Origin of the sequence: Pseudofrankia sp. EUN1h (assembly GCF_001854645.1) — a bacterium.
Classification (GTDB): Bacteria; Actinomycetota; Actinomycetes; order Frankiales; family Frankiaceae; genus Pseudofrankia; species Pseudofrankia saprophytica.
Map to the genome: position 1 here is coordinate 111,736 of NZ_MBLN01000072.1, position 20,668 is coordinate 132,403.

At 72.1% G+C, this 20,668-nt stretch carries 12 protein-coding genes and 1 pseudogene; 5 read left to right on the forward strand and 8 right to left on the reverse strand.

The window, feature by feature from the left end:
- Nucleotides 1-5: 5 nt before the first annotated feature.
- From BCD49_RS28175 to BCD49_RS28195, 6 genes and pseudogenes are all read right to left on the reverse strand, one after another.
- Complete coding sequence (locus tag BCD49_RS28175; protein ID WP_083401743.1) at nucleotides 6-2,243, reverse strand: MMPL family transporter; 2,238 nt, start codon at nucleotides 2,241-2,243, stop codon at nucleotides 6-8.
- Nucleotides 2,244-2,477: 234 nt separating this feature from the next.
- Nucleotides 2,478-4,031 (reverse strand): serine/threonine-protein kinase, encoded by a 1,554-nt coding sequence (locus tag BCD49_RS28180; RefSeq protein ID WP_083401744.1) that lies wholly within the window; start codon nucleotides 4,029-4,031, stop codon nucleotides 2,478-2,480.
- 58 nt (nucleotides 4,032-4,089) lie between these two features.
- A complete protein-coding gene (locus tag BCD49_RS28185; RefSeq protein WP_232794122.1) occupies nucleotides 4,090-4,782 on the reverse strand; it encodes an LmeA family phospholipid-binding protein in 693 nt (230 codons plus the stop codon).
- A gap of 543 nt (nucleotides 4,783-5,325) precedes the next feature.
- Nucleotides 5,326-5,562, reverse strand: a pseudogene (locus BCD49_RS41165) (hypothetical protein); the annotation flags it as partial.
- Nucleotides 5,531-6,583, reverse strand: coding sequence for a MerR family transcriptional regulator (locus tag BCD49_RS28190; protein ID WP_051466354.1), 1,053 nt, complete (start codon nucleotides 6,581-6,583; stop codon nucleotides 5,531-5,533). The pseudogene BCD49_RS41165 and the gene BCD49_RS28190, both read right to left, overlap by 32 nt.
- On the reverse strand, nucleotides 6,577-7,365 hold the full coding sequence (locus BCD49_RS28195) for a HEAT repeat domain-containing protein (RefSeq protein ID WP_007513237.1): 789 nt from the start codon (nucleotides 7,363-7,365) through the stop codon (nucleotides 6,577-6,579). Before BCD49_RS28195 ends, BCD49_RS28190 begins: the two co-directional genes overlap by 7 nt.
- Nucleotides 7,366-8,083: 718 nt before the next feature.
- On the opposite strand from BCD49_RS28195, the gene BCD49_RS28200 reads away from it, so the two are divergent.
- From BCD49_RS28200 to BCD49_RS28210, 3 genes are all read left to right on the forward strand, one after another.
- Nucleotides 8,084-8,557 carry a hypothetical protein gene (locus BCD49_RS28200; protein ID WP_007513235.1) on the forward strand — a complete coding sequence of 158 codons (474 nt, stop codon included), beginning with the start codon at nucleotides 8,084-8,086 and terminating at the stop codon, nucleotides 8,555-8,557.
- 401 nt (nucleotides 8,558-8,958) lie between these two features.
- On the forward strand, nucleotides 8,959-9,378 hold the full coding sequence (locus BCD49_RS28205; protein WP_007513233.1) for a hypothetical protein: 420 nt from the start codon (nucleotides 8,959-8,961) through the stop codon (nucleotides 9,376-9,378).
- 14 nt (nucleotides 9,379-9,392) lie between these two features.
- Nucleotides 9,393-9,923: a hypothetical protein gene (locus BCD49_RS28210; protein WP_007513232.1), complete on the forward strand. Its 531-nt coding sequence runs from the start codon at nucleotides 9,393-9,395 to the stop codon at nucleotides 9,921-9,923.
- A gap of 16 nt (nucleotides 9,924-9,939) precedes the next feature.
- Here the strand turns inward: BCD49_RS28210 and BCD49_RS45955 are convergent, their stop codons facing one another.
- On the reverse strand, nucleotides 9,940-10,065 hold the full coding sequence (locus tag BCD49_RS45955; protein ID WP_007513230.1) for a hypothetical protein: 126 nt from the start codon (nucleotides 10,063-10,065) through the stop codon (nucleotides 9,940-9,942).
- Nucleotides 10,066-10,175: 110 nt separating this feature from the next.
- Entirely contained in the window at nucleotides 10,176-10,796 is a 621-nt protein-coding gene (locus BCD49_RS28215; RefSeq protein ID WP_007513228.1) for a TetR/AcrR family transcriptional regulator, read from the reverse strand.
- Nucleotides 10,797-11,672: 876 nt separating this feature from the next.
- On the opposite strand from BCD49_RS28215, the gene BCD49_RS28220 reads away from it, so the two are divergent.
- Complete coding sequence (locus BCD49_RS28220; RefSeq protein WP_035929275.1) at nucleotides 11,673-13,535, forward strand: fatty acyl-AMP ligase; 1,863 nt, start codon at nucleotides 11,673-11,675, stop codon at nucleotides 13,533-13,535.
- Entirely contained in the window at nucleotides 13,532-20,605 is a 7,074-nt protein-coding gene (locus BCD49_RS28225) for a type I polyketide synthase (protein ID WP_071042093.1), read from the forward strand. Before BCD49_RS28220 ends, BCD49_RS28225 begins: the two co-directional genes overlap by 4 nt.
- The last annotated feature ends 63 nt before the right edge of the window (nucleotides 20,606-20,668 follow it).

Below are 20,668 nucleotides of genomic sequence, written 5' to 3' on the forward strand. Positions count from 1 at the left end.
CTCGGTCACCGCCGGTCCGCCGCGGCCGAGGCGTGGCCGGCGGCGCCGACCAGGTTGTCCGCGGGTGGCGCGTCCATCTGGTCGGACGGTATGTCGATCTTGTTCGCGGGGCCTTCGATCGCCAGGCGGGGCGTGAGGCGGTCGGCCCACCGAGGGTATGCCCACACCCGGTCGCCGATCATCCGCAGCAGCGCCGGGACGAGGATCATGCGCACGACGAAGGCGTCCACGACGACCGCGAGGGCAAGGCCGATGCCGATGCAGGAGACGATCCGCTGGCCGCTGAACCCGAACGAGGAGAACACGCACAGCATGATCACGGCGGCGGTGGCGATGACCTTGGCGGTTTCTGCGACACCCGTGCGGATCGAGCGCGTGTTGTCGTGTGTGTGTGCCCATTCCTCGCGGATGCGGCTGACCAGGAACACCTGGTAGTCCATCGACAGGCCGAACATCACCCCGACGACCATGATGGGGACGATGTAGGAGATCGGCGCGCCGTCCCCGACGCCGAGCAGGTTGCTGGCCCAGCCCCACTGGAAGATCGCGGTCAGCGCGCCCAGGCCGACGACGATCGTCGCCAGGTTGCTGACAGCCCCGACCAGCGGCACCAGGAGGCTGCGGAACGCGAGCACCAGCAGCAGGAACCCGAGTCCGGCCACCAGCGCCAGGTAGAGCGGCAGCTTGCTCATCAGCGCGTCCGCGATGTCGATGTTGGTCGCCGTCTGGCCGCCGACGTACACCTGCAGGTGGCTGCCAGCCTCGGCGGCCGGGATGACGTCCCGCCGCAGGTGATCCACCAGATCGACGGTCGCCTTGGCGCCCGAGYTGCTCGACGGCGTCACCTGGACGACCTGGACGCCGTCACGGGCGGTCGCGCCGAGGGCGACCGAGGCGACGTCGGGCACCGACGGCAGCCGCGTGACCAGAGTGTCCAGCGCCTGGGCGGAACTCCCGTCGGGAGTCTCGGCCACCAGCAGCAGGGTGGCGTCGATGCCGCCGCCGAACGCGGGACTCATCAGCTCGTAGTACTGACGCGACGTCGAGCCGGCCGGGTCGCTGCTGGCGTCGGCCTCGCCGACCCGCATCGACAGCACCGGGACCGCGAGCGCCGCCAGCACGACCAGCGCGAGCACCGCCATCGGCGCGGGAGCACGGGTGACGAGCGCCGCCCAGCGCCGGGCGGGCCCACGGCGAGACCGTGCGCGTCCCGGCGCGGACTTCCTCGCCGTGACGTCGCTGCTGTCGGACAGGAGGCGGCGCTGCCGGCGGGACAGCACGCGCGGGCCGAGGACCGACAGCAGCGCGGGCAGCAGGGTGATCGCCGCCAGCACGGTGAACAGCACGGTCACCGCGGCCGCCTGCCCCATGCCGGTGAGGACGCCCATGCCGACCACGAACATCGCCAGCAGCGCGGCGATCACCGTCRGACCGGCGAAGATCACCGCTCGGCCGGAGGTGTTCCCGGCCTGCCCGATGGCGTCGTGCACCGATGCTCCGGCCATCAGGGCCTTGCGGTGCCGGTCGACGATGAACAGCGCGTAGTCGATGCCGACGCCCAGGCCGATCAGCGACCCCATCGTGATCGACTCGCTCGACAGGTCGACGGCGTGGGAGCCGACCATGACGAACAGCAGTGAGGTGACGACGCCGACCACGCCGGTGATGATGGGAAGTGCCGCGGCCCAGGCGGAGCGGAACATCACCAGCAGCACCAGCAGTGCCGCCAGGATGCCGACGACCTCGGCGATGCCGCCCGACGTCGTCGTGGGTGCGAACGCCTGGCCGCCGGTCTCGACCTGGAGGCGGTCGTTCTCGATCGACTGGGCGGTCTGCCGGACCTGGGCGACATCGACGTCGTCGGTGACGGTCACGTCGGCGTAGGCCGTGTTCTGACTGGTGTTGAGCCGCGACGCGTCGCCTGCGGCGTACGGGCTCACGACAGCCTCGACTCCGGGCAGCGACGCGATCGTGGTCAGCATGCGGGCGACGTCGCCGCGCACCTCGGCCGAGTCGACGGCCTGCCCGGTGGTGTGCCAGACGATGCGACCGGTCTGGGGCGAGTCGGTGGAGGCGCCGAGCAGCGTGTAGGCGTGTGCCGACTCGCTGTTGGGCAGGTCGGCGACGGTCTTGAAGTTGGACCCCATTCCTACGACGAGGCCGATCAGGACGACGGCGGCGCCGGCCCAGACCCCGAGAACGACGAAGCGGTGCCGTGCGCACCACCGGGCAAGAACGGACACGGGACTGCCTTTCGCGAGCTCGAATGTGGCACCTCACGGTCCCGCCGAAGCCGCCCGGCGCCATCCGCCGTCCGTCGTCATCCGCGTGTACCACGACCGCGGTATGCCGCCCCGCACCCCGCACCCCGCACCCCGCACCCCGTGCCCGTGCCCGTGCCGCGGCAGGACACGCTGCGATCACGGAAATGGACGCCTCGCCCGCGGGCTGATCCTGCCGTGAACGTGGATGGCTGTTCAGAGTGGTATCGACACGCCCGTACCGGTCGAGCTGCCGTGCAGTCGTAGCAGTTTCAGTCTTGCTTCCGCAGGAATGTCGAAGACCATCCGGCCATGTACCGATGCGCCAGGGGCGACGGGCTGCCATACCGTTTCGCCAAGAAGGTAGAAACGAGACAGGTAGTCGGCCGAGTGCTGGCCGCCGAAAGAGTCGTATGCGTACTGGTTGGCGCTCTGCAGCTGGCGCGACGATCCACCGACGTTGCGGACCGTCATCGTCACCAGGCAGAACTGGCCGTTCGGACGGCGAGCCAGGAAATCGGGGCCGAGCTGCTCGACTCCGCATTCGACGCCCTCGACCGTGAACTGGAGTCCTCCGTCGCGGAAGCCGACCGGTCCCGGGGAGGGAGCCGACGGGGCCGGGGAGCGCGGACTGGTGGTGGTCGTGGCGGCGGTGACGGGCGGAGCTGGGGCCTGACCGCGGTTTTTCGTAGCTACCGTCCAGGCAGTCGCAAGGGCCAGCAGCAGCACGCCGCCGCCGAGCAGAACGGATGGACGAACCCGCGGACGCCACGGTCGCCGCGGACGAGGCGTTCGCCTCCGCGGAAGCCGTGGAATGGTGCCGGTGAGGCCGAGCAGCCGGATCGCGGGATCGGTGGCCCGGTCGTCCGGGGCTAGCTGGACCAGGTGCAGGAGCAGGTCGCGGGCGGTGGGCCGGGCCGCCGGGTCCTTCGAGAGAGCGTTCGAGACGAGATCCTCCAGCTGCCGGGGGAGACCCGTCAGATCAGGTTCGGCACTGGTGATGCTGTACGCGAGCTCGAGATCGGTGTCGCCGTCGAACGGGTGCCGGCCGGTGGCCGTGTAGGCGACGAGCATGCCCCAGGTGAACACGTCGGCAGCCGGTCCGATGGGTTGACCGTGGATCTGCTCGGGTGCCATCCAGCCCGCCGAGCCGAATCCCCAGTCGGTTGGTTTCGCGACGGCGCCGTCAAGCACCTGGGCAATGCCGAAATCGATCACCCTCGGACCGGTCAGTGAGAGGATCACGTTGCTGGGCTTGAGGTCCCGATGCACCAGCCCGGCATGGTGGATCGCGGTCAACGCGGTCGCCACGCCGACCGCCAGCCCGGTGAGTGTGGATGAGCTGAGCGGGCCGACGGCTACTGCCTGATCGAGGCGAAGGCCTTCGATGAATTCGGTCACCAGATATGGCGCGAACGCGTCCGGGTCGGCGTCGAGAACCTCGGCTGTGCAGAACGGCGCGACGCTCCGGGCCGCCTCGACCTCCAGCCGGAAACGGTGTCGATATTCTGGGCTGTTCGCCCTGTCTGGTCGAATGACCTTGACCGCGACCGCGCGGCCACCGKGGTCACGTCCGAGGTAGACGGTACCCATTCCTCCTTCACCCAGCCGGCTGACCAGAATATAAGGGCCGACGGAATCCGAGTCATGCGGCAACAGCCGCTCGCCGGGAATGGTCGTCGCACCTGAGGAACTCACCGCCCGCGTCAGTGGGGTCGCCGGACCGTCCACGTCCAGCTGCCTCCAGGTCATGCCACTATTCCTGGTCATCCCGCGGCTCACCTCCCGGTTTTTTCTGCTTTCTGCGCATCTCGGTTTGGTGGCGCGCTCAGCAGCCCTGGAGCCGGGTCGTCGAGGGCTGCGTCGGCTCCAGCTTCAGGTCGTCGGCCTCGGCAGTGATCTCGACACCGGACGGCGTCACGGCGGCCGACGTCAACCGCAGGTCCAACGGCAGGCTGGAGAGCGGTATGGTCACGCTGAGGGCTCGCACGGTGCTCGCGGGGATGCTCAGGGCACCCAGGCCGTTGACGCCGAGCGCGGTGGGCGCGAGGGTGAGCCGGTCGTTCTGGACGCTGGCCCGCACGTCGCCGAACGCCTTGATCTGTCCGACCAGCGGTACGTCCACCGGTGCCGAGATGCGCATCCCGCCGCCAGACGCGCTCAGCTGGATGTCTCCGGGCTGGTCGGCGAGGTAGGCGTTGAGGTCGGTGTAGGTGAGTCCCACCGTGCCGATGACATGATCGATCGGCATCGTCTTGACGTTGTTGCCGATCAGCGTGCTCAGCGGAAGATGCACTCCTCGGACGTGCACGCTGATGTCGTTGACGCACAGGTCGGACACGGCGACCCGGCGAATGCGAAGACCGATGTCCTTGTAGTCACCCGTGACCACCTGGGTCAGGAACGGGAAGCCGCCTACCGAGGCCGCCGGCTTGTTCGGCAGCTGCTGACTTTTCTGGAGCTGGCTGACCAGTTGGGAGGCTGCGACGTGAGCGGCCAGCCGGTCCATCGCCCCGAGCACGATGATCAGAAGAACCAGAGCAACCGCCAGGATCCTGCGCGACCTGCGGCGGCGAGTGGATCTCCGGGGGGTTGCTGACGTCTTGGGCGAATCCTCCTCGCTCGGTGACGGCCGGCCCTCCGATGGCACCTCCATTCGGGTGGATCCCCGCAACCACGACGCTTCGCGATCTCTCGTCTTGCCAGGTGGTGGCTCGGTGGGCTGTGGCGCTCGTGGGAGCTCGGGTGCGTCAGGGCGTGCGGCACCGGAGTCCGCATCGATCTCGCCACTGGCGGCACCATGGGCCCCGTATCCGCCAGGTCGCGGATGAGGCATCGGAGTAGCCACGGAAGTGCCTCCAGACTGAGCTCAGGTCTTCACCACGCTCGCTGGGACGGCCTCTTCCGTCGTCATCCGTATGCGGACATATCCGTGTACCGCGGCTGCGGTACCTGCGCCGATCGTGGGCAGGCGCGATCAGTGTCCGAACCTGGCGATCACCCGATGGTGACTCGCTATCCGTCGGCCGCGGCGAGGTCCTCGGGACCCCTCGATCARCAGCGATGCGAAGCGTTGTATCCACCGATACACAGTCACGTGATCAACCTCGATGCCGCGCTCAGCGAGCAGCTCCTCGACGTCCCGGTAGGACGGGGCGTACCGCAGACACCAGCGCACTGCCAGGACGATCGCCTCGGGCGGGAACCGGAACCCCGTGAGCTCCGAGACCGGGATGTGCGGACGAGGACCACGGCGAGCCGTGATCCGATCATGCCGGGTCGCCGGGGCGGACCACGGCATCGACCGGCGCGACAGAACCCTCTTCGAGAACTCCGACGAAGGCGGAGGCGACGAGGGCGACAGCAGGGTCGTCGTCGCGGGCCAGCTGGCGCAGGACCTCCTGCGCGCCCGGTCCCGGCAGCTCGACCAGCGCCTGGGCCAGGCGTATCCGCGTCGCGGAGTCGGCGGTGTGCGCGGCGAGTTCGTCGACCAGCGCGGTGATGATCCGGGCCGCGCACCCGGGATCCTGGGACAGCGTTCCCAGGACCTCCGCCGCGTCGACGTCATGGAAGCCTTCGACCACCATGCCGACGAGTGTCGGCACGGCTGCGGCGACGCCACGCCCGCCCAACGCCAGCGCGGCGTACCCGCGCACCATCGTGTCCGGGTCCCCGAGCGCGTCCGCAAGCGCCACGGTCGTACCCGGAGCCTGGGACATCCCGGTGATCGCCAGGACCGCGCGCCGCCGGATGTCGACGTCCCGCGAGTGCATGCCGGCCGCCAGCGTCGCCAGGCCGTCGCCGCCCGATCGGGCGAGCGCCCAGCGCAGGGCGCCCGCGACGTTGGGGTCGGACTCGGCCAGCACCGCCCCGGCCAGTAGTTCGGCGGGAACCGGTTCGCCCACCGGGCCGGCCAGGACGGTCTGCTGTCTGCGCGCGGCGCTGGTCGAGCCGAGCCCGTGCATGAGTTCGACGATGCGCAGGACGCCCTGCCAGCCGGTGGGTGCCGACGCGTCGATCGCGCGGAGCCGCTCGAGCAGCTCCTGTTCCCGCTCCAGGCGGTCTTCCGTCCACCGGATGAGGTCGCCGACCAGGGCGGACGGAGCGAAGGCCGGGTCCTGCAGCGCGCGTCCGACCTGCCTGAGCGAGAGCCCGAGGGATCGAAGGCTCTCCACGTGGAAGATCCTGCGGATGTCCTCGGGGGAGTACTCGCGGTAGCCGCTGACCGTGCGACCAGACGGTCGCACCAGCCCGAGGGCGTCATAGTGCCGAAGCATTCGGGCACTCACCCCAGAGTGGCGGGCCACGTCACCGATCAGCAATCCGCGATCTCCGCAGCCTCCGTCGACCCGGTCGACCCGGTCGACTCCATGGTCGCGGCAGTCTCGGGACTCCCGGCGACTCTCGCCGCCACCGCCGCCGTGGCGGCAGCGGCGGCTCGTTCCGGGCCGAGCGTGACCACTCGTTTCGCCTCGTCGATGGCCACGTCGAAACCAGCCTCCGGGTACCGCAGGAGCAGCTCGGTCGCACGGGCGTGCGCCGCCACCGTCGGGTCGAGGTTCGCCGCGGCCTTCTCCAGGGCGGGCTCGATCACGCTGCCGAGGTCGACGAGGGCCCGGCTCAGGCTGAGCCGCACGTCGCGGCCGCCGCGGCCGAGCTGCGCGACCAGGTCGTCGACCAGGTTCTTCTTCTCGTCCTCGGGTACGAGGGCGACCGCGACGCGCCACGCGGTCCGCGCGACCTCGTCGTCGGTGTCGCGCAGCAGGTCGCGCGTGATCCAGTCCCACGCCCTCCTGTCACCGATCTTGGAAAGTGTGTGCAACGCCTGGCCGCGGGCCTGAGCGTGCTCGGAGTCGAGCTCCTGGCGGATCCGGGGCAGGGTGATCTCCGGCGAGAGCCGGGCAAGCGCCCAGGACAGCATGTCTCGCACGAAGAAGTCCGGCTCGACCGCGCACCGCTCGACGAGCGTCTCCAGCAGGCCGGGGTCCGGGTTCGAGCCGACCGCCAGGGCCGCCTGAAGCCGGACTGACGAGTCCTTGGCGCCCAGGGCGCCCGCCACGCGGGTGTGTTGCGGGGTTCCGGTTGTCGTGTTGATCGGGACCACCTCCTGCGCCCAGTGGACACCCTGACATCGTGTCAAGGTAAAGCCCGTGACCGGCGAATCAGGAGATCGTCTGGTTTGCAGGGCAGGCAAACGCGAGCACCGGGCCGCACGCGGTCAAAGCGACCGTGCGCGGCAGCGCGCGGGCGCACGACGGCGGGGCCGGTCGCCAGACCAGTCCTCCCTGCCGACCAGGGCCCGTGTTGATCGCGAGGACCGTAGGCCACCAGTCCCAGGCTGGCGCGGCGGACAGGACCCCGCCCGACACTGTCGCGTCCGGCGAGGCCAGATGATTTTCACGATAAATCGTCCGACTCGGAGACCTCACAGACAGCCGATGAGACTCTGAAGGTAGTCGGTCCGGCGATCGGAGGGCTTGATCGCACGAAGGCTCACGGGCAAAATCGTCTGGCTCGGCTGCATGCGACAGCGCCGAGCGGCCCGATCAGGGGCGTCGAGCGCCTCGGAAACCTTCTCCGCAAGTGTCGACACGCCCTCTGGCCGGCGAAACCGCATCGCGCGCTTCCGCGGCGGTCGGAGAATGCGCAGGCCAACCGGCACCTCGTCAGCGGCCTTCTCTACGGTCAGTCCGGTTCGGCGGAGGCCGTGAGGAAAGAACCGGCCCAGCACGCGCCCCCACGATGTCGTCAGGGTTCCAGGCAGGTGGGCACCTTTACCGACCGTCGACCAGCAGCTCTCGGATGATTGGCAGTGCTTTGCGATGGAGTTACTGGCTAGTTTGACGTCGGTCGGGATCGCCGGGGTCGCCGTGTTCTACGCGTGGAAAAGCGCGAAGGCGGCTGACCGGGCCGTCGATCAGGCCAACAAGGTAAGACTGGACGAGTTGTATGAGACGACCGGACTGGTACTTTCTCAAGATCCTCGGTTTCTTTACGACATCTATGGACTCGATCGGTCCATACCTGAGAGGGAAGCGCAGAACATTGCCTATCTTGGAATGGTTATAGATGGCATGCATCGCTACTATGGGCACGCCTACGACAGGAACTTTCGAGCGATGGTCGAGAAGATGAAGGTTGAGCGAACCTTTCTCAATGTTCTTCTTTCGAAAAGCGAGAACAGGAGGCGATGGAATACTCTCCGGATGCTTTATTACGGCGAATCTGCCAGAGAGTTCGTGGTGGCTGTCGACGAGCTCGCAACATTCGAAGCGATGCGCACGCCGGCCAGTTGAGGAGCCGGGCACCGACCTCGCCGAAGCAGAGCAACGGACGCCGAACCCCAATTTCGTGGGCCGGGATTCGCCGGCCGGGAGCAGGACCTGGCCGGCTTCGGATGTCTAGGTGCACGGGTCACCAGCGCAGTGCGGTGAAGTCGACGGGTCGGCTCGGTGCCGCGAAGGACGCTGTCGGCGTCTGGCGCCGAGGCCAGGTCGTACACGCGGCAGCGCCAACCGCCGGGGCGCCACCGGTGTGGCCGCCTGCGACGCCGTCCTTGCCCGCCAGCGCGCCGCCTGCGCCCTGCCCTGACGGCGCATCGATTCGCCGCTGGCCGCTGGCCGCTAGCCGCTAGCCGCTAATCACGCGTATGCGACCATTCGGCCGGGATCGTGACGTGACTGGGAGGTGCCGCGCGATGGACGAGGAGTCGTGGGAGGCGTGGGTCCGGCGGTACGGACTGCGACCTGCCGCGACGGATCTCGGCGAGGTGCGGGACATGGTGCGCGCCGAGACGGCGCTTGGCTGGGACGCCGACGTCGAACTGATGCGGGTGGGCTGCGTGCAGCTGTTCAACGCCGGTGCGCTGGCGGACGTCCTGACGGTCTGGGGGGCCAAGGGGGCCAACTTCGACGCGCACTGTTCGATCGATATCCAGCTGCTCTGCGGCGCTGGCCTCGACGAAGTAAAGACCCACCTGTGGGCAGCACGGGCGTACTCCGAGGAGGCCACCAAGGCGCTCGAGTACCTCCTCGAGTGCGAGGCGGCCGGGGACTTCGAGGACTTCACCGTCGAGCGTTGGTCTCGCGCGATGGCGGACTACTACGAAACCAGCTGAGAGGCGACGTCCCGATGGCTGCTCGGACGCTGTTCGACGGCGAGATATTCGTCCATTACGGCCAGTTCTACGTCGAGAGCTTCGAGAGTGGCTGGGAAGGAGACCTGTCCGCGGCGTTCGCGGGCCAGCGCAACGGGCTGTGCGGCGCCGCCTTCGACGGCTTCCTGTTCCTGATCACCGGGCTGCATACCGGCGACGTCGGTCTGAAGGTCGAGTTGCGTGAGGAAGCACCGCTGGATGAGCCCGCCTGGGAGGAGGCCGTCGAGGTCTCGTTCAGGCCCGTGTCGCCCCGGGTCCTGCTCGTTCAGTGGGCCGGCGAGAAGTCCTGGCCGCTCGACCTCGACCTGCGGGCCACCTACCGTGTCCGGTACAGCGCCACCGCCATGGACGCCGCCCATGCCGCCGACACCGTCGCGACCGGTGCGCACACGATCGACCGGTACCTCCTTCAGTTCTGGCTGGCCGCGCAGGCTCCCGACGTGGTGCTCCGCCAGACCGGCACCACCGCCGCCTACTGGCATGGCGAGGCTCCCCACCGGTCCTGACACCAGACCGATAGCGTCACAGCGACCGAGGGGCGGCGCCTTCGGCTCGCAGGAAGCCCTCGAAGGTCGCCTGGTACGCGTAGCCGATCTCCTCCTGGAACACGGCTGGGGATCCATTGACAAATGGCAGATCGAGCAGCACATCCACTACCTGGGCGTTCCCGCGACGATCCTGCGCCCCGCCGGGTTCATGGTGCTGGTGGCGGCCAGCCCGTGCGGGCCGGGTCGGCCCGTGCTTCGGCGGTTCGTCACTCAGCTCGGCGCCCTCTGTCCATCCCGAGGTACTACACACGGTTCGTGGTCCGGGTCCTCGCGCCGCGGGCCCGCGTCCGTGAACAGGCCGTCGAGRAGAAACGCCGTGAGCCGTCGAGCAGCGCCATCGCGATCGCTCTCCAGGAACTGCGTCTCGACCGCGGTCTCCAGGATCTCCATGAGGAGTATGAGGTCCATCGGATGCGCGTCCACGCGGATCTCGCCTCTGGCCTGTGCGGCGCGGAAGGCGGGGGCGAGTGCCTCGACCAGCTGAATCACGTATCGCTTCTGCTCGGGGGTCGACAACTCCCGGATAAGCGCGACCAGTGGCCGCATGGAAGCCTGCTCGGACAGCACGACGCCCAGCAGCTCGCGGAAGTGACACGCCTCTGTGTCCGCCACCGCCTGCCTCAGTCTGTCGAGATGCTCGGCGATGACGGCCTGGCCGAGCGCGTGTCGGTCGGCGAAGTGGCGATAGACCGTCGAGCGCCCTAAGCCAGCCCGACTCGCGATCTCCTGAAGCTGCACGACGCGGGGGACCTCGCCCCTGAAGGCCTCCACCGCCACGCGGAGGATGGCATCACGGTTGCGGTGGGCGTCGGAGCGCTGCGAGGTCTGCATCGAGTACCAATCCTGCTACCGTCCGTGTTCGGGTGTCCCGGCAAGGTGGGATCTCGCACCTCTTCTAAGTCCTGTTTTATCCATCTATGGTCCGGTGGCAGGAGAGGTTACCCGGTGGTAGCCGGCACAATCCAGTCGCTTCAGCGACTGCGCCCAGGAGCCGACGAGGCGGCCTACTGGGCCAGGGGCGGCTGTTAGGTGCCGACGACCTCGGCGACGGCAGCAAAGGTGTTACCGACCTCGGCTGTCGGCGCGGAAGTGCGGCAGGAGGACAATGGTCGGAATCGGACCTTCGTTGCGAGGTAGCCTGACCGTGTCATCTCGACCAGCTTGAACCGATCTCCGTATTCCAGCCTTTGTGCTCGACGGAAAGTCTGTCGGCGAAGCTCGTCGTTGATCGCCGCGATGGTGGCCGTTCCCTTGTGGGGAACGGCCGGCTTGTCGCGGCGTGGGACTACCGCGCCGTGCCGCTCGCCACGCCCACCCGGCGGCTGACCGGGCAGATCTGGGCGGGATCCGCGGCGACCCCGATGATCGGTCCTGGAATTGGGATGGATGGCCCCGGCTCCGAGCACCGTTGTCGGCGCAACGAATTCGACACGGCTTCCGCATCGGCCCCCGGAGTGTCACCAGATGGCCGAGGTCTCCGCGGCCAGAACCCCGCCGATGGCTACATCGACGCTTTACGCCGCCGTCGGGCGGCAGCTTTCCCTCCTTTCTTGAGCGCACGAAGCGTGGGCTACGGGTCGCCGCTCCCGAGAATTCCATGAATGCGGAGAAACGACGAACCGGCCCGTCTCGCGGCTGGCCGGCGAGTGGGACAGGCTTTGGAGGACGGATATGTCTGGGATTCGCGTGGCTCCGAACGGCGCTCGGGTGACCGTGGACGACGTTGTGCCCGTCCCGCTGCCCGAGCAGCTGGCCGCACGCGCTCGGGACGAGCCTGACCGTGTTGCCCTCACCTTCGTCGACTACGCCGTCGACCGGTCCGGAACCGCCACCTCGCTGACCTACGGGCAGCTGTTCAGCCGGGTCTGCGCGTTCTCGGCCCGGATCGCCGCCCGGCAGGAGCGGGGATCCCGGCTGGCGATCGTCGCCCCGCAGGGACTCGACTACGTGGTGGCGTTCCTCGGCGCGCTGCGGGCCGGCATCGTCGCCGTCCCGCTGTTCTCGCCCGACCTGCCTGGGCACTCCGGGCGGCTGGACGCCGTCTTCTCCGACTGCGAGCCGGCGGGTGTCGCCACCACTTCGGCCGCGCTGCCGGCCGTGCGCACGTTCCTCGAGAGGCAGGGGCGGGCCGTCGGCGTCATCGTCGTCGACGACGAGCCGGCTCTGGACGAGGCGGGGGACGCCGGCGCCGGCGGCCTCGCCGCGTGGATCAACCAGGCGCCGCCGGTCGCGCTCCGCCGGGATGACCTGGCGTACCTGCAGTACACCTCCGGTTCCACCCGGTCGCCGGCCGGAGTGCGGATCTCACATGGCAACATCGCCGTCAACGCGGCTCAGGCGGAAGCGGCCTACTTCGACGGCCGCGCTGGGCTGACCGTGGTCAGCTGGCTGCCGCTGTTCCACGACATGGGCCTGGTCCTCGTCGTCGGTGGCTGTGTTGGTGGTGGCTACCCCGCCGTGTTCATGAGCCCGGACGCCTTCCTCGCCAAGCCCGTCCGGTGGCTGCGGCTCCTGTCATCCAGCCCGGGCGCGGTCACGTCCGCCCCGAACTTCGCCTTCGACTTCTGCGCCAACCGGATCTCGGCCGAGGACGCCGCCGGCCTGTGGCTGGGCGACGTCGCCGCGATGAACAACGGCGCGGAGCCGGTCCAGGCCGCCACCCTCGACCGCTTCGTCCGCAGGTTCGGGCCCCGGGGGCTGCGCCCGGAGGTCATCCGGCCGTCGTATGGCCTCGCGGAGGCGACGGTGTACGTCTGCGGGTCCTCCGGACCGGCCGCGGCCCGGGTCCTCGAGGTCGACCAGGAATGGCTCGGAGCCGGCCAGGTGATGCCCGCGCCCGAGGGCGGCGGCTCCGACGCGCCGCCGGGCGGGCCCCACACCCTGGTCTCGTGCGGCCGCCCGGTCGGGCAGCTGGTCGCCGTCGTGGATCCCGCCGCGGCGCGGGTGCTCCCGGACGGGATGGTCGGGGAGATCTGGGTCCATGGGCCCAACGTCGCCCACGGGTACTGGCGTAACCCCGAGCTGTCCAGGACGACGTTCGGGCAGCGGCTCGCCCGCGAACTGGGCGGCCCGACCGCGGCTGGCCCGGCCGCCGCTGGCCGGGGCGCCGGCGAGCGAGCCGACGGCCGGCCTGTCGGCCCGTGGCTGCGCACCGGTGACCTGGGCTTCCTCGACGACGGAGAGCTGTTCGTCACCGGCCGGCTGAAAGACATGATCGTCATCGGCGGCCGCAACCACTACCCGCAGGATGTGGAGGCGGCCGTCGAGGACGGGCACGAGGCGTTGGGCCGCCACCGCACCGCCGCCTTCTCCGTGCCGGGTGACGACGGCGAACGGGTCGTCGTGGTGGCGGAGATATCCCGGCACGCGCTCGACGGGGGGTGGGACTCCGCCACTGTCGAGCAGGCCGTCCGTGGCGCCGTCTCCGATCGCCACGGCCTGGCGGTCCACGATGTCGTGCTCACGCGGCCCGGTTCCGTCCCGCGCACCACAAGCGGGAAGATCGCGCGCCGCGCCAGCCGGCAGCGCTACCTGGCCGGCGGGTTCTCGCGGGTGGGGAGCGCCTCGTGACGGCACGACGCGGACTGACCGAGGCGGAGCTGCGGGCCTGGCTGACGCGCGAGGTCGCCCGCCTGGTGGGCGTTCCAGCCGAGGCGGTCGGTGAGTTCCAGCCGCTTGGCGAGCTGGGGCTCGCCTCCCGCGACGCGGTCGCGCTGGCCGGCGAGCTGGAGGACCTGCTCGACATGGCCCTCCCGGCCACGCTCGTCTGGGAGAACCCGACCATCGCCGCCATCGCCGCGCGGCTGGCCGCGCTCGGTTCCCACAGCGGCGGCGGCGTCGGCGTCGGCGTCGGCGTCGGTGGCGGCGACGGCGGCGGTGGCGCCGGCGGTGGCGCCGGCGCCGGCGGCGGCGCCGGCGGTGGCGGTGGACCGCGCGTCGCGGCGGTCCCGAGCGCCGAGCCGGTGGCCATCGTCGGCATCGGCTGCCGGCTGCCCGGCGGCTCGGCCGACCCGGAGGGGTTCTGGGACTTCCTCACCCGGGGCGGCGACGGCATTCGCGAGGTGCCAGCGGGTCGGTGGGAACGTTTCGTCGCCCCGGCGTCGGCGTCGGCGTCAGCTCTGGTCGGGCTCGGCCGTCACGGCGGCTTCCTCGACGAGGTCGCCGGTTTCGACCCGGGATTCTTCGGCATCGCGCCGCGCGAGGCCGAGCTGATGGACCCCCAGCACCGCCTTCTCCTGGAGGTCGTCTGGGAGGCGCTGGAGAACGCCGGCGTCGCGCCGGCGTCGTTGCGCGGCACGCCCACCGGAGTGTTCGTCGGCGTGAGCCTCGTCGAGTACGCCCACCTCACGGCGTCGGACCTGAGCCGGGTCGAGGCCCACACGTCCACCGGGGCGGCGATGTCGCTCGCGGCCAACCGGATCTCCTACACGCTGGACCTGCGCGGGCCGTCGATCGCGCTCGACACCGCCTGTTCGTCCTCGCTGGTCGCGGTGCACACGGCCTGCGCGAGCCTGCGGTCGGGCGAGAGCGCGGTGGCGATCGCCGGCGGGGTCAACCTGCTGCTCGCCCCGGCCGTCTCCGCCGCGTTCGCCTCGGCGGGGCTGCTGGCCCCGGACGGGCGCTGCAAGGCCTTCGCGGCGTCGGCCGACGGAATAGCACGCGGTGAGGGCTGCGGCGTGACCGTCCTGAAGCGGCTGTCCGACGCCCGGCGCGACGGCGACCGGATCTGGGCCGTCATCCGCGGCTCGGCGGTGAACTCCGACGGGCGCTCGAACGGCATCACCGCCCCGAACCCGCGGGCGCAGGAGGCGGTCCTGCGCGCGGCCTACCAGGCGGCCGGCGTCGACCCGGCCGAGGTCGACTACGTCGAGGCGCACGGGACGGGCACGCCGCTGGGCGACCCGATCGAGGCGGCCGCCCTCGGCGCCGTCGCCGGCGCCGGCGCCGGCCGCAAGGCCGACCGTCCGCTGCTGATCGGGTCGGTCAAGACCAACATCGGCCACCTGGAGGCGGCGGCCGGCATCACCGGCCTCATCAAGGTCGCGCTCGGCCTGACGCACGGGATGATTCCGGCCACCCTGCACTTCGACGCTCCGAGCCCGCACATCCGCTTCGACGAGGCGGGGCTGCGGGTCGTCACCGAGCGCCGTCCATGGCCCCGCGTCGCCGGGCGTCCGGCCCAGGCCGGCGTGTCGGGCTTCGGCTTCGGCGGGACCAACGCCCACGTCGTCCTCCAGGAATGGCCAGCCGACGCGCGGACCCTCGTCGACGCCCCGACGCCGGACGCTCTGATACCAGAAACCCAGGCGGCGGACCCGGCGAGGACCCTCCTGCTGTCCGGCGCGAACCCGGCCAGGCTCCGGCGGCAGGCGGACCGGCTCGCCGCCTGGCTCGACGAGCCGGCCGGACGGATCGCGCGGCCGGTGGACGTCGCCGCGGTCCTGGCCCGCCGGCACTCCTACGACGCCCCGGTGAGCGCCGCCGTCGTCGGCCGGACCCGCGGCGAGCTGGCCGACGCCCTGACCGCGCTCGCGGACGAGGTCGACACCCCGGCCGTCGTCGCCCCCGTCGCGCCGGCGCGACGCCCGGCCCGCGACGGGGCGCCGGGCACCGTCTGGGTGTTCTCGGGCCAGGGCTCGCAGTGGGCGGGCATGGGCCGGCGGCTGCTGGCGACCGAGCCGGACTTCGCCGCCGCCGTCGACTGGGTCGAGCCCGTCCTGAGCCGGCACACGGGCCGCTCGCTGCGGGCCGCCCTGACCGGTGACACCTCGTTCGAGGGGCTCGAGGCCACCCAGCTGGTGCTGTTCGGGACGCAGGTCGCCCTGGCCAGGCTGTGGCGCGCGTGTGGGTTGCAGCCCGCGGCCGTCCTCGGGTTCTCGATGGGCGAGGTGTCGGCGGCGGTGGTGTCGGGCGCGCTCGACCTCGACAGCGGCGCCCGGGTCATGGCCACCCGAGCCCGGCTGCTGGCGTCGCTGGAGCACGAGGACAACGGCGAGCTGGCCATGGTCGAGCTGTCCGACGCCGAGTGGGACGCGATCGCGCCCCACTTCCCGGACGTCGCGGTCGCCGTCCACACCAGCCCCACGCAGCGCGCGGTCGGCGGCGACCCGACGCAGCTGCGGGCGCTGTGCGCGCGGCTCGAGGCGATGGGCCGCGACGTGTTCCCGATGCCCATTCCCGGGGGCGCCCACTCGAGCGCGGTCGACGTCCTGCTCGACGAGCTGACCGGCGAGCTGTCCGACATCACCGGTCGGTCGCCGGCCGTGGCCTTCTACGGCACCACCCTGGACGATCCGCGGCAGCTTCCCGCCTTCGACGCGGCCTACTGGGCGGCGAACGCCCGGCGGCCGGTCCGCTTCGCCCACGCCCTCGTGGCCGCCGGCACCGACGGCCACGCCACGTTCCTGGAGGTCTCCCCGCACCCGATCGGCGCTCGGGCGGTGCGCCAGACCCTCGGGGCGGCGCGCGTGACGGTCGCCGGAACGTTACGGCGGCACACCGACGACCAGGTGACGTTCCGGGCCAACCTCGCCAGGCTCGCCCTGGCCGGCGGGGACGCCGGGGCGCGGGCCGCCCTGTCCCGCGAGACCGCGGGCCGCGCGCCGGCGCGACGGGCCCCCGAGCCGCCGACGACCGCCTGGGACCGCCGGCCCTACTGGTTCCGGCCGACCGACGCACGGCGACCGGCCGCCGGCGCGGGCGCGGGACATCCGCTTCTCGGGGCGAGGGTGGACCTGCCCGAAGGCGGCCGGTACCTGTGGAGCGCCGACGTCGGGACCGCCGCCGTGGGGTGGCTCGCCGACCACACGGTGCACGGCGCCCCGGTGCTGCCAGGCGCGGCGCACGCCGAGATCGCCCTGGCCGCGGCCACCGCCGTGCTCGGCTCGCCCGACGTCGTGGTCGGCGACCTGGAGATCCACCGGATCGTGCCGCTGGCCGACCAGACGACGATCACGGTCTCGTTCCGAGTGACCGACTCCGGCGGCACGGTCGACGTGCACACCAGGTCGGCCGGGTCGGACCGCTGGGTCCGCTGCGCGACGGCGACGGTCACGCGGGCCGGTCCCGGCGCCGACCTTCCGCGCGATCCGGGCACGGGCGTGCCCGTGATCGGATCGAACATGCTGGGTGACGGGGAGGGTCTGCCCGTCGACCTCTACGGGGCGTTCGAGGCGGTCGGGCAGCGCTACGGCCCCGCGTTCGCCGGGGTGAGCGAGGCACGGTGCGGCGTGTCCGGCGGGCGGGGCGTGGCCCGCGGCCGGGTCCGCCTGCCGGACACGGCGACCGGGCATCCCCTGCTGCGCGCGCACCCGGCCCTGCTGGACGCGTGCCTCCAGACCCTCGCCGCGGCCGCCGCGGGGCTGTGGCCGGCGCGGGACGACCGGGCGATCTACCTGCCGGTGGGGATCGGCCGGCTGTGGGTGGGCGCGGCCCAGCCGCGGGAGGGGACCTGTCACGCGACGCTCGCGCCGGCCGGCGCCGACGACGCCGGTCTGGTCGGCGCGGTCCGCCTCGTCGGCGACGACGGCGCGGTCCTGCTGGCGGCCGACGAGATCTACCTGCGCCGCCTGCACCGCGACGACGTGCCGGTGGCGCTGGAATCCATGCTGTTCGAGTCCCGCTGGGAGCCGGCGGAACTCGCGCCGCCCGCGGCCGGCGATGGCGTGGGGCGTCCCGAGGACGTCGCCTGGGTCGTGGTGACTCCGGTGCCACCGGACGCGGGCCTCGCCGCCCGGCTGGTGGCCCGGCTGGGGGAAGCCCACAGCACGGTCGTCACCCTCGCGCTGGACGACGCGCCGGCCCTCGCGGCGGCGCTGGCCGCGCGGGCCGCGCGCGGCGACGCCGCCGGGATACTGCTCCTCGTTCCTGACGAGGCGGCACCGGCTGGCGTGGCCGCGGGCGACGCGTCCGCCCTGGTGACCGACGCGACCGCCCCGGTCGCGGGGGCGTCCGCCCTGGTGGCCGGAGCGGCCGCGCTGGCCCGGGCCGTGACGGAGGCCGGGTTCGCGCGGTCGCCGCGCCTGTGGTTCGTCAGCCGGGGCGCCGCGGTGGCCGGCGCCGGCGAGGCCGGTCGGCCCGGCCCGGCGTCGCTGCGCGGTCTGGTACGGGTGCTCGCCTTCGAACATCCCCTGCTGCGGGCGACGCTCGTCGACCTCGACCCGGCCGGCGACCCGCTGCCCGACCTGCTGGCCGAGCTGGCCGCCGGCGCCGACGACGACGAGGTCGCGTGGCGAGGCGGCCGGCGGATGGTGGGCCGCCTCGCCCGCGCGTCGCTCGCGCCCCCCGCGGCGGCCCGGCCCACCGGGCGGAAGCTCGTACGTCCCGAGGCCTACCTCGTGACCGGTGGCCTCGGCGGCCTCGGACTCGCGCTGGCCGGCCGGCTCGCCGAGGGCGGAGCGGCCCGGCTCGTCCTAGGCGGCCGGCGCCAGCCGTCTCCCGAGGTCGAGGCCGCGCTGGCCGAGCTGCGCGCCGGTGGGCGCACGGACGTCGTGGTGGTCAGGGGCGACATCGCCAGACCGGGGACGGCCGGGCGTCTCGTCGCCGCGGCCACCGCCGGCGGGACGCGGCTGGCCGGCGTCGCCCACGCGGCCGGGATGCTGGTCGACCAGACCGTGCTGACCCTCGACCGCGACAGCCTCGAGCGGGTCTGGGCTCCCAAGGTCACCGGCACCTGGCTGCTGCACCAGGCCACCGAGCACCTCGACCCGGACTGGTGGCTGGTCTTCTCGTCCGCCGCCGGCCTGCTGGGCTCGCCGGGGCAGGCGTCGTACGCGGCGGCGAACGCCTGGATGGACGCGTTCACGCGCTGGCGGCGCGCCACCGGACGGCCGGCGACGAGCATCCAGTGGGGCGCCTGGTCCCAGGTGGGCAGGGCAGCGGGGAACACGAACCCGCTGCTCGAGCCGCTGTCGCCGGCCAACGGCCTGGAGGCTCTGGAGGCCGTCCTCGCGTCCGGCCGTGACGTCACCGGCGTCACCCGGCTGTCCCCCGAGCGCGCGGTCCACCTGCTGCCGGAGATCGCGGGTGCCGCGTACTTCGGCCCGCTGCTGGCCGAGGCCGGCCCCGGGAACGGCGCGGGGGACAGCGCCGGCGACGACCGCTGGCCCGGCGTGGCCGCGCTGCGGTCGGCCGACCCGGCGGTGGCCCGCGGCATGCTGGCGGCCAGGCTGCGCACCCGCGTCGCCCAGATCATGGGCTTTCCGCCGGACCGGGCCGAGCTGGTCGACCCGGACGTCCCGCTGACCGAGCTCGGCCTCGACTCGCTGATGGCCGTGCGCGCGCGGGGCGCCGTCGAGAGCGACGTCGACGTCGTGCTGCCGGTGCGCCTCCTGCTGCGGGGAGCGAGCCTGGCCGACGTCGAACGCCACGTCGCCGCCGAGCTTGGCCTGCCCGAAGCCGCCCAGGGCGCCGCCGCGGACTCCGATGCCGGCACCCGGCGGGCTCACGCCGGCGGTGCCGGCGCCGCCCCTCGGTGGGACCCGGCGGCCGTGGCTCGGGCCCGTGGTTACATCCCACCCCGCGACCCGACCGAACGCTGGCTGGTGGTCCTGTGGGAGGAGGCGCTGGGCCGCTCCCCGGTCGGCGTGACGGACGACCTCGCCGCCGCCGACCGGGCCGGCGAGCCGCCCGGTCGGGCCGGCGCCGCCGTCGCGGCCGCCGTGGCCGACCGGCTGGGAGCCGACGCGGTGGCGGACGCGGGACCGCTGCTCGCGGCCGGCACGGTGGAGCGGATGGCGAACCTGCTGCGTGAACAGCTGGAAGGCAACGGCGGGAACCCGCTGCGCGTGCTGCGCGCCGCCGGGGTCGAGCCGGGCCGGGAGCACGCCGCTGGCGACCGGCAGCGGCCGCTGTTCCTGTTCCATCCCGCAGGCGGCCCGACCAGCGTCTACCACGCGCTCGTCTCGCGGCTGCCCGCCGGCCCGCCGGTGTACGGCCTGGAACGGCTCGACGACCTGCGGGACGTCGAGTCCAAGGCCGACCGATACCTGGAGATCATCCGGGAGATCGCCCCGGGCGGCCCCTACCGGCTGGGCGGCTGGTCGTTCGGTGGGGTCCTCGCCTACGAGGTCGCGCAGCGACTGGTCGCCGCGGGAGAGGCCGTCGAGGTCGTCGCCATGATCGACTCCATCCTCCCGCTGCCGGTCGCCTCCGGGGACGTCCGCKGGCTGGTGGTCGAGCGGTTCCGCCGGTTCGCCGCCTACGTGAGCGAGACCTATCACGTCGACCTGGACCTGCCCTACGACGAGCTGGCCGCCCTCGACGAGGACGCGCAGGTCGAGCGCCTCGGCCGGCTGCTCGCGTCCTCGGCGATCGCCATGACCCCGGGAGTGCTGGAGCACCAGCGGACCTCCTACGCCGACGCGCGGATCGCCGAGCGCTACCGGCCGCGGCCGTACGCCGGCCGAGTCGTGCTCTTCCGGGCCGCGTCGGCCCACCGGGTGACGGTCACGCTGGACCCGCGCTACGACCGGGCCGAGACCGCGCTCGGCTGGGACTCCTACTGCTCGGACCTCGACGTCGTCGTGGTCCCGGGCGACCACACCTCGGTCATCGACCCCCCTGCCGTCGGCCTCATCGCCGACCACCTCGGCGTCGTCCTGGCCGGTCCCGCCTCGCCCGCCGACCCGCTGATCGGTTGATCGGTTGATCGGCTGGCCTGCGAGAACGACGGCCAGGGCCCGAAAACCTCCCCGCGCCGGTCC